At 57.5% G+C, this 14,283-nt stretch carries 10 protein-coding genes; 4 read left to right on the top strand and 6 right to left on the bottom strand.

Going from position 1 to position 14,283, the window contains the following annotated elements; genetic code table 11:
- Nucleotides 1-80 precede the first annotated feature (80 nt).
- Together RYC17_RS07420 and RYC17_RS07415 are read right to left on the bottom strand one after the other, a co-directional pair.
- Nucleotides 81-1,238 carry an HlyD family secretion protein gene (locus RYC17_RS07420; RefSeq protein WP_316902688.1) on the bottom strand — a complete coding sequence of 386 codons (1,158 nt, stop codon included), beginning with the start codon at nt 1,236-1,238 and terminating at the stop codon, nt 81-83.
- Nucleotides 1,235-2,914, bottom strand: coding sequence for an MFS transporter (locus RYC17_RS07415; RefSeq protein WP_002552759.1), 1,680 nt, complete (start codon nt 2,912-2,914; stop codon nt 1,235-1,237). The genes RYC17_RS07420 and RYC17_RS07415 overlap by 4 nt, the downstream gene beginning before the upstream one ends.
- Before the next feature lie 278 nt (nt 2,915-3,192).
- Between RYC17_RS07415 and RYC17_RS07410 the strand changes: the two genes are divergently transcribed.
- Both RYC17_RS07410 and RYC17_RS07405 read left to right on the top strand, forming a co-directional pair.
- The gene (locus RYC17_RS07410) at nt 3,193-4,290 is read left to right on the top strand and encodes an enoyl-CoA hydratase/isomerase family protein (RefSeq protein ID WP_058401935.1); all 1,098 of its coding nucleotides are present in this window, start codon (nt 3,193-3,195) and stop codon (nt 4,288-4,290) included.
- 3 nt (nt 4,291-4,293) lie between these two features.
- Nucleotides 4,294-5,445 carry an acyl-CoA dehydrogenase family protein gene (locus RYC17_RS07405; RefSeq protein WP_316889727.1) on the top strand — a complete coding sequence of 384 codons (1,152 nt, stop codon included), beginning with the start codon at nt 4,294-4,296 and terminating at the stop codon, nt 5,443-5,445.
- A 43-nt stretch (nt 5,446-5,488) separates the two neighbouring features.
- Here the strand turns inward: RYC17_RS07405 and RYC17_RS07400 are convergent, their stop codons facing one another.
- Together RYC17_RS07400 and RYC17_RS07395 are read right to left on the bottom strand one after the other, a co-directional pair.
- Nucleotides 5,489-10,714, bottom strand: coding sequence for a dermonecrotic toxin domain-containing protein (locus RYC17_RS07400; RefSeq protein WP_316902687.1), 5,226 nt, complete (start codon nt 10,712-10,714; stop codon nt 5,489-5,491).
- Nucleotides 10,715-10,851: 137 nt separating this feature from the next.
- On the bottom strand, nt 10,852-11,421 hold the full coding sequence (locus RYC17_RS07395) for an NADPH-dependent FMN reductase (protein ID WP_004660698.1): 570 nt from the start codon (nt 11,419-11,421) through the stop codon (nt 10,852-10,854).
- Nucleotides 11,422-11,632: 211 nt separating this feature from the next.
- Here RYC17_RS07395 and RYC17_RS07390 point away from each other — a divergent pair, with 211 nt between their 5' ends.
- Entirely contained in the window at nt 11,633-11,848 is a 216-nt protein-coding gene (locus RYC17_RS07390; protein ID WP_005743892.1) for a hypothetical protein, read from the top strand.
- A 46-nt stretch (nt 11,849-11,894) separates the two neighbouring features.
- Here the strand turns inward: RYC17_RS07390 and RYC17_RS07385 are convergent, their stop codons facing one another.
- Together RYC17_RS07385 and dnaQ are read right to left on the bottom strand one after the other, a co-directional pair.
- On the bottom strand, nt 11,895-12,449 hold the full coding sequence (locus RYC17_RS07385) for a GNAT family N-acetyltransferase (RefSeq protein ID WP_002552752.1): 555 nt from the start codon (nt 12,447-12,449) through the stop codon (nt 11,895-11,897).
- 21 nt (nt 12,450-12,470) lie between these two features.
- Nucleotides 12,471-13,250, bottom strand: coding sequence for a DNA polymerase III subunit epsilon (gene dnaQ / locus RYC17_RS07380; RefSeq protein WP_002552751.1), 780 nt, complete (start codon nt 13,248-13,250; stop codon nt 12,471-12,473).
- 260 nt (nt 13,251-13,510) lie between these two features.
- Between dnaQ and epsC the strand changes: the two genes are divergently transcribed.
- Nucleotides 13,511-14,275 carry a serine O-acetyltransferase EpsC gene (gene epsC, locus RYC17_RS07375; protein WP_005782269.1) on the top strand — a complete coding sequence of 255 codons (765 nt, stop codon included), beginning with the start codon at nt 13,511-13,513 and terminating at the stop codon, nt 14,273-14,275.
- Nucleotides 14,276-14,283 lie beyond the last annotated feature (8 nt).

Genomic DNA, 14,283 nt, shown 5'->3' with positions numbered 1-14,283 from the left:
CAAGTCTTGATGCAGGTCGGAAAGAGGACGCGGAGCGTCCAGAAAGGCATGCGACGCGGAGCGTCGCACGATAGTTGCGATTATCGTGCCTCAGGATCCGGTGGTTCATCACCCTCTACGCTGGTGTCGATGCTCACGACCACCGACATCCCAGGCCGCAGGTGCTCAAGCATGGGCTGATCGGCATCGACCACGATGCGCACCGGGATGCGCTGGGAAATCTTCACGAAGTTGCCGGTCGCGTTATCGGCGGGCAGCAGACTGAATTCAGAACCTGCGGCAGGCGAAATGCGTTGTACGTGGCCGTGCATCTGGTGGCCGTCCAGCGCATCAACGGTAAAGCTCACCGGCTGGCCAAGGCGCACATGGGCCATCTGGGTCTCTTTCATGTTGGCCACGATCCAGCGCTGCTCGGGTACCAGCGCCATCAATTGTGCGCCCGAGTTGACGTAGGCACCAAGGCGCACGCCGATCTGCCCCAACTGCCCGTCACGCGGGGCGACAATGCGAGTGTTGTCCAGGTCGATGCGCGCCAGCTCGATGGCTGCCTGCGCATTGGCCACTGAAGCTTCCAGCGAGCCACGGTTGACGATCACCGTTTGCAGGTCCTCGCGGGCGATCTGCAATACCGCCTTGGCTTCAGCAACCGCAGCGTTTGCCTGCGCATCGGCAGCACGGGTCACATCAAGCTCGCTTTTCGATACCGAGCCATCGGTCACCAGTGCCTGATTGCGACGCAGATCGGCAGCGCTCTTGCGGCTCTGGGCGATGCTGTTCTGCAGTTCAGCCTGGCGCTGGCCAATGGTCGCTTCGGCACTGCGTCGCTGTTGCAGGTTATTGGCCAGCGAGGCTTTCTGTACCGCCAGTTGCGCAATAGCCTGATCCAGGCGCTGGCGATAAATACGGTCATCCAGGCGCACCAGCAAGTCGCCGGCCTTGACGAACTGGAAATCCTGAACCGGCACTTCGTACACATACCCGCTCAACTGCGGCCCGATCAGCGTGGTCTGGCCCTTTACCTGGGCGTTCTCGGTGCTCTCTATCGGGCTGGCAAACGGCGGCAGTTGCCAGGCATACAGCACAACCATTACCCCGATCAGCGCGACGGCAGCGAAGATCACCGAAGACACGACTCGCTTGCGGGCCGAGCGCGGCTTGCTGGTCACCGGGGACGTCAACGGTGCCGGTGGCGGCGCGCTGTGGGTTGTTTCTGTATCTGAGGTCGTGGATTCGTTCATGAAGATTTAACGCCGGAATTGGATACGGAGGGCGAAGCGGCAGGTGCTACAGGCGCCAGCGCCAAAGGTTGAGTGGTCATTTTCAGCCACAGGACCCGGGCTGAAATCCAGATCATGGTCAGCACGGCAATCAGGGCGATCAGCATGAACACATCGTTATAGGCCAGCACGTTGGCTTCTCGGGTCGCAGCCGTAGCCATTGCGCGCATGCCTTGAGTGTTGCGCAGCGACGGGTCGGCAATAACCGAACTGTAACTGGCGCTGTAGCTCTGCAATCGCGCCTGAACCAGCGGGTCAATCAGGGTCAGGTGTTCAACGATATGACTGGAGTGAAACTTCTCGCGCACGATCTGGAAAGTGCCCAGTGCAGCAGACCCGATCAGGCCGCCAATGTTTTGTGTGATCCCGAACAACACCGAAAAACTCACCATGTTGCGCGGGTTGGCCAGTACCCCGCTGATCCCCAGCACCAGCGTCGGACCGAGAAAAAACGTACCGCCGAACGCCAGCAGGAATTGACTGAGGTACATGTTCGACTGACGGGTCAGATTGGTCGAATGGCTGTCCATCCAGGCACCGACGGCCATCATCGCCAGAGAAATCAGCAACGGCTTGATCAGGTGCGCGGGGTTGATGGTCAGCGCACTGACCGCCAACCCGGCGACACTGCCCAGCAACATCACCATATACAGCGTGTGCAGTTGCTGACTGCCCATGTTCAGCGCCTGAAGAAAACCTACCGCGCCCACTGACTGCTCGGACAGCACCACGCGAAACAGGATAACGGCCAACCCGAGACGCAGAATCGCCCCGCTGCCGAGCCAACGCGTGATCAGCAACGGATTGCTGCGATTATGCTCAATGGCCAGTCCGGCGCAGATCAGCACAATGGAGGCCGCCGACGCCAGGCCTATCCACTGCGCTTCCAGCCACCATTCGATACGCCCCAGTGAGAGAACCGCACAGAGCAGCGCAAAACCGCCGGCCAGCAGGCCGAAGGTCAGAAAATCCAGTTTTTCGAACGCCTTGAAACGATCACCCGGTGGCAGCTTGAGCAGCAGTACGCAACCCAGCGAGAGTAGCGCCATACCCAGTTCAAACAGGTACAAACCGCGCCACTGGGCGATCTGCAACAAGTCTTCGGACACCAGCCGGGCCAGCGGCGTCGCCAGCTGGGCGGTGCCAAGCCCGAGTACCAGCGCCTTGAGCCGCCACTTCTGCGGAAACGCCTGAATCATGTAGTACAGCCCAAGGGTACTGAGCGCAGCACCGACCATGCCGTGCGCCGCACGCACGGCGATGGCCGAGTCAATATCGTTGACGAACAGGTGCGCCAGCGTCACCAGCGCATAAAGCACCAGAAACAGTTCGGTGAACGCGCGCAAACCGAACTGCTGACGAAACTTCACCAGCAGCAGATTCATTGACACATTGGTCATGATGTACGCAGCGGGCAACCAGGCGATGTCTTGCGACGTCGCACCCAGCGCACCCTGCAAATACGGCAGGTTGGCAACCACCAGCGCGTTGCCGAGCCCGCCAGTCAGCGCGACGATCACCCCCACCAGCGCAAATGCCCAGCGCCGCGCATCGGAATGCAGCGGCGTCGAAGGCGAGCCGGGCATGGTCGGACGCTCATGGGCGGCCCACTCGCGCGGGGCATATTTATCGGTCATAAAGAACGGTCATGGAGGCTTTCATGGGTGCACCCGAGGAATTCCCTTTTGTGACACTAATGACAGTCATAATACTCATCAGCCAGGCAATGATTCACCTCAGCCAGCCCGGCGCAGTAAAGCTCAGTCCCCCGCAAACGCTCTAAATAGTGGCTTTGTAAAACTTCAGGCTATGCTTAAACGCAGTTTTGCTTTGCACATTTGCGCTGCTAGGATCTTCTGCGACGCTCCAACAAGACTCGAACAAGAAGAAAGCGCAACCGAACAAGGAGTTCAGAATGAGTTCACAGGTTTCATCGGCCCGCCCGGTTCGACAACCCACCAGCCGGGATTCGATCGTTGTCGAGGTGCGTAACCACGTGGGTCACCTGACCCTCAATCGCCCGGAAGGCCTGAACGCAATCGATCTGGACATGGTCCGCACACTTCGCCAGCAGCTTGATCTCTGGGCTGACGACCCGTCTGTTCATGCAGTGGTTCTGCGCGGCGCAGGTAGCAAGGCATTCTGCGCAGGCGGCGATATCCGTTCACTGTACGAAAGCCATCAGAACGGCCAGGACCTGCACTACACGTTCTTTGCCGAAGAGTATGAGCTGGACCTGACCATTCACCGTTACCGCAAACCGATACTGGCCCTGATGGACGGTCTGGTGCTGGGCGGCGGCATGGGCCTGGTCCAGGGCGCAGACCTGCGCGTGGTGACCGAACGCAGCCGGCTGGGCATGCCGGAAGTCGCCATTGGCTACTTTCCGGATGTCGGCGGCAGTTATTTCCTGTCGCGTCTTCCTGGCGAGCTGGGCACCTGGCTGGGCGTGACCGGGTCACAGATCGGCGCTGCCGATGCCTTGTACTGCGGGCTTGCCAACTGGTCGATGAACAGCGAACTGCTGCCGCGCCTCGACCATATGCTCGACCACCTGAAATGGAAATCGACACCACTCAAGGACCTGCAGGGTGCCCTCGCCAAGCTGGCGACCCAACGCCTGCCCTACCCGCCTCTGGAAACCCTGCGCCCGGCCATTGATCATTTTTTTGGCTTGCCGGATATCCCCAGCATGCTCGAGCAGTTGCAGGAGGTGGTCATCGGCGACACCCGTGAGTGGGCGCTGGATACCGTCGGCCGCATGAAGCGTCACTCGCCGCTGGCGATGGCCGTGACCCTGGAAATGCTCCGTCGTGGCCGTCACTTGCCACTACAGGACTGCTTTGCCATGGAACTGCACCTGGACCGCCAATGGTTCGAGCGCGGCGACCTGATTGAGGGCATACGCGCCCTGATAATCGATAAAGACAAGAAGCCGCAATGGAAACACGCCAGCGCGCAGGACGTCAGCAGCGCGCATGTGCAGAGTTTCTTCAGCGGTGTGGAGAATTAAGTCGTGCACGACCTTGAATTGACCGAAGAACAGGTAATGATTCGCGACATGGCGCGCGACTTTGCCCGCAACGAAATCGCTCCGCACGCCCAGGCCTGGGAAAAGGCTGGCTGGATCGATGATGCACTGGTCGCCAAACTTGGCGAGCTGGGCCTTTTAGGCATGGTGGTGCCGGAGCAATGGGGCGGCACTTACATCGACTACGTCGCCTATGCGCTGGCGGTTGAGGAGATCTCCGCCGCCGACGCAGCTACCGGCACGCTGATGAGCGTACACAGCTCAGTCGGCTGCGGGCCGGTGCTCAATTACGGGACTGATGAGCAGAAACACACCTGGCTGGAAAAGCTCGCCACCGGTCGGGCGATAGGCTGCTTTTGCCTGACCGAACCGCATGCGGGCTCCGAAGCCCATAACCTGCGCACTCGTGCCGAGCTGCAAGGTGATGAGTGGGTCATCAATGGTGCCAAACAGTTCGTCAGCAACGGCAAACGCGCACAACTGGCCATCGTGTTTGCCGTGACCGACCCACAGCTCGGCAAAAAGGGCCTGTCAGCGTTTCTGGTGCCCACCGAAAACCCCGGTTTCGTGGTTGACCGCAGCGAACACAAGATGGGCATCAGGGCGTCAGACACCTGCGCCGTCACGCTTAACAATTGCCGTATCCCGGCGGCCAATCTGCTGGGTGAGCGCGGCAAGGGGCTGTCCATTGCCCTCTCCAATCTGGAAGGTGGCCGTATCGGCATCGCGGCGCAGGCGCTGGGCATCGCCCGCGCCGCGTTTGAGGCCGCGCTGGCCTATGCGCGTGAACGCGTGCAGTTCGACAAGCCGATCATCGAGCACCAGAGCATCGCCAACCTGTTGGCCGATATGCACACCCGCATCAATGCCTCGCGGCTGTTGATTCTGCATGCCGCGCGCCTGCGCAGCGCCGGGCAGCCGTGCCTGTCCGAAGCCTCGCAAGCCAAGCTGTTCGCTTCGGAAATGGCCGAATGGGTGTGCTCCAAAGCCATCCAGATTCATGGTGGCTATGGCTACCTGGAGGATTACCCTGTCGAGCGTTTCTACCGGGACGCGCGAATCACCCAGATTTACGAAGGCTCCAGTGAGATCCAGCGCCTGCTGATTGCCCGCGAACTGCGTCATTATCTGGTCTGATAAACGCGATTGCCCCGGCGATGCCTGTCGCCGGGGCATGCTGTCAGCGCGGCATGAATCGCTCCCGCCCAAGCAGTGTCACCAGCAACGCGACCGAGTCGGCGTTTTTAAGCGTGATGTCGATACGCTTGCGAACATCGTCGTAAAACACGTCTCGAGCCTCATCTAGGGTCTTCTTACCCGCTATCCGCAGAATCGTCTGCTTACCATTACCGTCCGTTCGCCTCAAGTCGCGCCACGCGTCTTCATCCAGCTGCCTGAACAGTTTGTCGCGGTCAGTGTGGTAGGACAGGGTCTTCTGCTGTTGATAGGTCAGCTCGTTTCTGATGCGCAGTCGATACTCCGATGCATCATCCAGTAAATCAACAAACGGCGCCTGAGATTCGAGATAGGCAATGTCGTCAGTCTTGAGCACCAGGTGAGATAACTCATGAATCAGGATCGTGGCGCGATAATGCGGACCATGCTTGAATTCACCCGAGCGAATGACGTTGAGCTTGAAACGGTAGGTAGGCAAACGAAAGAACTGCTCAGTCAGAAAAACCCGCCTTAATGGGTCAGCTTCGAAGATAAACGCACTGGCGGACTCGTTGCCCACCCGGTTAATGCCGACCACGTAACGCTTGGAGTCGATAGGCGACATCGAAGGGCTCATCAACTCCTCGTAAATCTTGGTAACGGCCTTTTTGGTGACTTTATACACATGCTCATCCGGGACCTTCTGAGCAAAAAAATCAGCCAGTATCTTTTCCGTCCGTGGATCTGCCTTTCCGTCCGGCAATCGCCTGGTCAGGTTGGCCAGACAGTTTTCCAGATAGTGCTGAGCCTGAGCATATGCATCTTCGATGGCCTGGGCCATTTCTCGATAGGAATGTCGAATCTCGGACATACCTCGAGCATTGATGACTATGAGGTCGTCAACCAGATCATCAATGACGCTGCCTTCAATACGGGTAAGCGCACCACCGCCACCTCTTAGCCCGCCCTGAATATCGAGTTTCCATTGCTGATCGGCATCAAGACTGACCGAGGGGCCAATCTTCTTGCCCGCAATAATGAACCAACCGTCCTCATCGGACTGCAATTCATAGGTCTTACCACCAATGGCTGCATACTTTCTACCGGTGGCCGGATCGCGGTAGACACTTAACAGCTCATCCCTTTGCAGCGTGTCTAAGGCGATCTCATGAGCTTCGAATTCGCGCAGGCGGTCTCTTATCTGCTGCGTCAGTGAGCTATTGCTCCAGGAAAACCCGGACTCATTGGGCTCATCTTCCAGTTGCAAAAGCGTGTCGGACAGAGCAGCGTCGTCCGGTAACGTGCTGGTCTCGTCAACCGTACGTGATGTGAATGCCGAAGAGTTCTGCCCGGAAGAGATCATTACGCTCAAGGCAGCCATGAACTCCGACAGGGCCTTGCCCCAGTGCTGCCCCCCGGCCGAGATGACCGACAGATTCAATAGCGCCTGCCCCTGGATGATACCAACCAATGCACCCAGACGCCCCGGCATCAGTGCCATGACTTGCTCGGCCCCCAGAGTGAACAGGTACCGGGAAGCAGCGCGGCGCTGTTCGGCATTAGTGACGCTGTGCTGTTGCACTTGTAACTTCAGGGTATCCAGAGCGCCCTCGAACATCAGCAGCAGACAGTTACCGTTATAGGGATCGATTTGCACGGTCACCGGTGCAGGAGTATCAAAGGGCACGTCAAAAGAGGATTCTGCACTGAAAGGTAGATGCGGCTCCACGAAGCCACCTTTGTCATAGACTTTGCGCAAATGGGGATCAACACGATCCAGAATGTACGCTTGAAGATAGGTAGAGGTATGGATGTCCCTCAACAGCGCAGCCTGGTCCGGGTACTCCTTGAAAGCAAATTCGTCGTGCAGTGGCGCGTAAAGCACCCACGGTCCCGATTGGCTTTCATGCGGCCCCATCAGATACGTATTGAGTACGAGGGTCGGCTCCCAGCCTTCCTTGGCAGGGAGCAACTGCAGGGGGCTGAATACCATCTTGCAGCCGTTGACGGGAAGGCGTGCAATGGCATCAGGCATATCCAGAACGTTTTCGATAACCGTATAAGCTTGCTCGGACAACTCATTCTTGAGCCTGAGCGCAAACGCTCGCAGTATATCCAGCGAAGGGATCTGATCGACGAACAGTTTGCGTCGCTTGAGGTAATCAGGAGCAGTCACGGCAAGGATCGGCTCGAGCATGCTCCGGTAACCCGCAGCGATGTCCAGCGACCTCACCAGATCACGAACGTAAGCCGGAGTGAGCGACGCGTTCAGTGGCTTATCGTCCGCTGATGAGAGAAGGATGACCCCGTCCTGCCTGGACAGGAAACGGTCGATGGCATATTCCACAAGGGTTTCGCTGACTGATTGTGTGGCCGCCGGTATCGACTGGGGTGTCTGCCCCGGTGCGACCGGGACGGGAATGTAATGCGCCATTGTCACCCGGACGCTTTCAGGGTCAGGGCGAGGCTCGGTGAAATCGGTGTTGAACCTGCTTTTCAGTCGCTCGCAGCAGTAGTCATAGAGACTGGGTATATCAAACAAAAAATCTTTCTGGCCGACACAGGCCACATAGAACCGCTGCAGGGCATTCACCAGCGTAATCTGATCAGTCCCCGACGCTTCGCTGACCCATGAAGGGACGATGGCTTTGTAGATGATGAACTGGATGGCAACGCCCAGATAGCCAAGAGCCTGGCGATTTCGGTCATCGCGCTCTCCTGCACTCAGCAGGTTGACGAAAAGTTCTGACGGTACCCGCCAGGTCACGGCCTGCTGATAAAGATACGCCACGGTGCTTCGCTGACGCTCCACCTCGCCACGTTGTAACGTTTCGATGAAATGCTCTTCAATGCGTTGCAGTTTTACCTTGAGATCCAGCGTGCCAGTCCGGGTACGATGATCAAGCAGCCTCTGCCTGTCCGGCTCGGCAAGAACCCCCGACAAGTGCGAAACCAGTTCGAAACCTGTCAACCGCGCAGCAACATAGTCTTTCAGTGCCTGCAGGGTTTCGAAAATTACAAGTCCCTTGCTCAGTACCCACAGAGCGGGCGAGCTGTGAGCAAGCCTGTTATTGATCACGAACGCGTTGGGCACCTGGATTGCAGGTGATTCAGGATCGAACTGAACAGAAACGGTGAACGCATCGACCTGTGACTCACCCAGCGCCTCCCTGAGACCAGGCAGTGGCCGGTCCAGTAATTGCTGAACGCTCTCGATGACCGACTCGGGAAGCAAACCTGTACGCTTTTCAACAAGCAATTCCAGGCGCAGTGCATACTCGCGGACCAGGCCGGATATCACACCGGGGCGCTCGCTGCTATCCAGCTGACGAACCGTACGTGAATAGAATTGGCTGATTTGCTCTTCGAAACGGCGAGCAAACTCTTCCTGTACACAGACCAGTATGTGTTCGAGCAATGCCAACGGCAGACGTTGCAACGGCCGATTCAGAACCGGAGTTATCAGCCCTGCCACCACCACGCTGTCTGACAGGGGGTCCTGCGTGTAGCCGCAAACGCGGTCAAGCGCCAAAGAAAGCAGCCGCACAGGCACCGCATCCACGGCAGCCGGCAAGATCCAAAGGGCCCGGGCATCCAGAGGTGGTCCTCCAATTACAGCCAGATAACGGTTCAGCGCGTGGCGCATGCAGCCCTCTACACCGGCATGCAGAACATCAACGCGCTCAAGCAACACATCAAGCTTCTTCAGTTTGCCAATCCAGTTGTAAGAAGGCTCGGAAACAAGATCCGGATGCTCCCCCACGTTAGCTTGGATCGAGGCCCCCCAGGTTTGGCCAAAAGGCAGCACTTCCGGACGCCAGCGCCCTGAGTCGTGGAGGTTTGATAGCCGGCCATCCAGTAGTCCGCGAATGTCCAGTGCATCATCAACCCGGACCGGATTTTTTTCGTATTGGATCGGTGGCAGGCCCAAGACATAACGCAGATTGCGCTTTTGCAGAGCGATCACAGAGTCAGCGAATTCATTGAAAAACACGTTGGCGAACGCATCCTGATACGACTCGACCTTACCCTTCTCTTTAATGGCAAGGTGATCGTTCAAGGATGAATAAAACAGCAGCTCGGCACGTGAGGGGTCGCTCAGTACGTGCGCTATTGCACGAGCCGGATCATCAAAGCGCAAGAAGCCCGACAGCGAGAAGTAGAGAAACGCACTCGACGGCTGTTCTGCGGGAAAATCAATCAGGAACACGCCCACCAGCTTGACAGGCTCCTGCCCCGCAACGGTGACTGACAACCGTTGAACGCGTATCGACTGTGCATTGCCAGGTTGCGAGGGTAACAGGCTGAGCAAACAGCGATACTCTGCTTCAGTCATCGTGCCATGTGCCCGGCTCGATAAAAGATGCTGAAGAAAACACTCAGCGAGCGCATGACCAATAAAGTCTCTTACTGTACGGCCGTCCTGTCGTTTTGACATCCAGTAATCAGACAGCAATTGCTCGTATGCATCGCGGACTCCCGAAACCACGTCAGCCAGCGCCAGCTCGAAAAGCTCGCTCTGCGCTTGCGGCAAGACAAGGCCCCGCGCATCCAGAAATTGCCGTATCAGACCCGTCGGAAGAACGTTCAGGGAAAATGCCTGCACAGCAGCATCAGCCAGATACTGGGTGCCCACTACCGATGACACCACCGGATTGGCTCCGGGGTCAGTGCCCAGAATCTGCACCACCTGACTGAAAACGTCGACGCTGTCTGCGACGCCTCTCTGCACTAACGCCGTCTGCAAGGCCTTGCCTGCCGCAGCTCGCAGGTCCGGCAGCTTCTGCAACTGGACCAACAGGCGTTCCAGATGCCCGGCCTGCTGGCGCATGACCGCCAGCGTGCGCGCTTCGAAGAGCGAGCCCTCGACACGCTCTGCCTCGATAGTCGATATATTGCTGACGTCGCCAAACCGCTGCTGCAAGGCAATTAGCAGCGAAGTGCGGCTCTCGAATCGCTCGATCCCGAAGGTCAGGGTACTCAAAAAGACTGGCGCGGCACCTGGAGTGGGGTCACTGATTAACAAGGCACCCGCAAGTTCGGCATTATCGGGCGAGTTGTCGCCTATGATCAGCCGATCAGCTCTTGGAAGGGGTGCATCGCTGTTCGGCTCAACACTTACTCCGACCAATAATTGCAGCCACTTGCCATCTTCACTGCTGATGCGTGAGCTGCCGACTGCGTCATGAATGTCCTGTGTGAATCGGCTGCGCAGAGAGTCGCTGAAAAAATAGGGAAGTACTGTTGGCATGTGCTGTTTCCTTTGAATAGCCCTCATCGCTCACTGCGCCGGGGCACGTGGCAGAGGAAAAGGAAACAGCTTATTGAGGTAGCACGACGCGCCTGCGTTACATAAAGCAATGGGTCCGCAGGCGCACGTCGCTCACATCAATTAACGGAAGGCTGGACGTTCTTTTCAACCCATGCAGCGAAGGCGTTGATGAACTTCTCCAGAAATGGCCGTGTCTTGTCGGACAGAGCGCCCGCTTCATCGAAAAAGCTTCCAGCGCCACCCAGGTATGCCTCAGGCTGCTGAAGGCACAGCACGTCCAGAAATACCAGAGACTGGCGCAGGTGATGGTTGGCACCAAAGCCACCGACAGCACCCGGAGAAGCGCTTATGACCGCGCCGGGTTTGCCGCTGAAAGCGCTTTTGCCGTAAGGACGCGAGCCCACATCAATGGCATTTTTCAGGGCACCCGGCACCGAACGGTTGTATTCCGGTGTTACAAAAAGCACGCCGTCGGCAGCGCCCAACTGGTCGCGAAATGCACTGTAGGCTGGCGGCGGAGAAGCGCCATCAATGTCTTCGTTATACAGAGGCAAATCGCCAATTTCGACGATATTAAGTTTAAGGCTGGCAGGTGCCAGCTCCGCGAGGGCAAGCGCAATTTTTCGGTTGATGGAGTCTTTTCGCAGACTGCCGACCAATACGGCAATGGTATGAACCTGGCTCATGAAAATATCCGTCATCTGATTAATAGGGAAGATCAGGTATACAACAACAGCCGCGTTTAGACGACCATTGCTCTGGTCAATTCCCCGACGCGCCAGAACCGCTCGGATTATTTTTTTCCCGTCGGCAAACTCACCTATGGATCAGTGGTCTACTAGCCTCGATGGATTCGTAAACCAGCAGTTATATTCAGTTTCAGAGGTTACAGAGCAAATGGCTTCAGTTCTCGTCGGACAATTTCATGCCAGAGACGCCGAAGGTCGCGTCTACCCGGTCCATGAATTCCAGGAATCGCAGCCGGGTGAGGTGCAGGGCGGGCAGCCGGTAATCACTTACAGACTGGCAATTGGTGACCGGGTCAAGCATCTGGGCGGTGAAGACTTTCAACTGGTGCAATCAGGCGTAAAAATCACCCGTACACCGTCGTAATACAGGCAGAACTCCCGCTCGAGCTGCCGCTGCCAGCGGGAAGTTGCTAGTCAGAAAAGATCAGATACCAGAAAATCGCCGTTTCACGTGTGTTGGGATCTATGCCTCTATAGCGCATATGATCCACCCCGCCTACCACGTATCCACAACGCTCATACAACCTGCAGGCACCCAGGTTATTGTTCTGGGTTTCCAGAACGATGCCGGGCAGATTGCGCTTGCGGCTCCAGAATTGAGCGACATCGAGCAATGAGCGCGCGACCCCATGACGACGCGCCGACTCGTCTACCGCCAATTCATCGATGTAGGCGAACCCGCTCCAGTGAGTGCTCATCACGATATGGCCAACCGGGCGGTCATCCAGCCAGGCTACCATCACCGAACTCGTGGCGGCATCGCGATGATCGGCAAACTCCTGAGAATCGATACCATAATTCTTGCTGTACGGCTCGACCAGCTCAACCTGCCATGAATCAACGCTTTCGCCGATACGCGGTTGGGCATAGCCAAGCACTGTAAACGTGAATTCGCTATTGAGAATGTAGTCCTCGAAGCATTCGTCTGCGATCCGAATGCTCAAGGCAGGGTTTGCCAGGTTCATGTCACCACTCGCTGGTTGCTGTCAGGAGGACGTCTGCGCTGCGGCTTCCAGCATTTGTACCCACAAAGCAGGTGCACCGGATGCCTTGGCAATGGTGCTCATACGGACTTCATGCTCGGCCAGTTCACTTTCCGAAGCACGAATGATGCGGCAAGGTTTGCGATCGGCAGGCAAACGGCGGATTTCGCTGCCTCGGTTGCCAGAGCCTTCGCCGGAGCCGTTGCCGTCAGAGGCATTACCAGCCAGCGACAGGCTGGTCTGCCCGCCGGTCATCGCCAGGTAGACGTCGGCCAGAATTTCAGAGTCGAGCAGTGCGCCGTGCAGCTCGCGGCCCGAGTTGTCGACGCCGTAGCGCTTGCACAGGGCATCCAGACTGTTGCGCTGCCCCGGATGGCGCTCGCGGGCCATCATCAGGGTGTCGAGGATCGAACAGTGCTGGGTGATATCAGCCCTGTCCTGCGAACCCATCAAGGCAAATTCGTTGTTGATGAAGCCAACATCGAACGCTGCGTTGTGAATGATCAGTTGCGCGCCTTTGATGAATTCGAAAAATTCATCGGCGACTTCGGCAAACCGGGGCTTGCCGACCAGAAATTCGTTGGTGATACCGTGAACACCAATCGCGCCTTCGTCACTTTCGCGATCAGGTTGCAGGTACACGTGAAAATGCCGACCGGTCAGGCGCCGGCCAATCAACTCGACACAACCGATCTCGATGATCCGGTGACCATCTGTCACCGGCATACCGGTGGTTTCGGTATCGAGAACGATTGATCTGTTATCCAGGTTTTGCAATGCCATTGACTGTCGCCTCATCTACAGGCCGCGATTCTAACACGCCATGGAAGCTGCGAGCCTGTCGGATCCATCCGCAATTGAAAGGGATAAACGTCAGCGGGCGCTGCAGGGATACAACGGATTCGGCGATTTTACCCGGAACTCGCACGCCTCCCGAGTTGCACCATGAGTTGCGATAAAGGCAACAGAGTTCCGAGTTTGCGATGATTGCTGACGCGTCTGCCGCGTGTCCATACTCGACCCATCGGCAACAGGAGATCGATATGAGCCCTCTTTGGCAGCGCCTTCGCGATCAAGCCCGGCAACTGACCGAGCGCAACCCGGTACTCGGCGATTATGCGACAAGCCACCTGCTGGCCTATTCGACTTTCGAGGATGCGCTCGCTGCGAACCTTGCCCGACAGATGCAGGCCCAAGCGAGTAACGTGGCGCTGGAAGACTGGTTCAAGGCGATCATAAAGGCCAGGCCGTCCATCGCTCAGGCAGCAGCTGCCGATATCAACCATCTGGAAACAGTCAATCCTGCCTGCCCGGATCACCTCACGGCCTTTCTGACCTTCCGTGGCATACAGGCCGTTCAGGCATACCGCATCGCCCATGCACTGTGGGCTGAGGGCGATGAGCAAAGCGCGGTGCTAGTACAGAACTGGGCGGCCAACACCTGGAGCATCGATATTCACCCGGCGGCGCGGCTCGGCAAATCCTTGTTTGTCGACCACGGCATCGGCCTTGTCATCGGGGAAACCGCTGTAGTCGAAGATCAAGTGAGCCTTTGGCACGGTGTCACGCTGGGCAGCACTCTCAACGAAGCAGGCGACCGACACCCGAAAATCCGCAGAGGCGCACTGATTTGCGCCGGAGCAACCGTTCTGGGGAACATCGAAGTAGGGGCCAATGCCATTGTGGCGGCCAACTCGGTCGTACTCAAAGCTGTGGGCGCTGGAACGGTCGTCGCTGGCACACCGGCAAAGGTGGTGGGTAATGCCCCTGCTTTTCTGGCGACCTTTACGACAAAATCCAAAGGCTAATCAAGAGC

It is taken from the genome of Pseudomonas syringae group sp. J248-6 (genome assembly GCF_032586995.1).
In the GTDB taxonomy this organism is placed as follows: domain Bacteria; phylum Pseudomonadota; class Gammaproteobacteria; order Pseudomonadales; family Pseudomonadaceae; genus Aquipseudomonas; species Aquipseudomonas amygdali.
The sequence above is the reverse complement of the archived record's forward strand: the minus strand, read 5'-3'. Positions and strand labels throughout refer to the sequence as shown.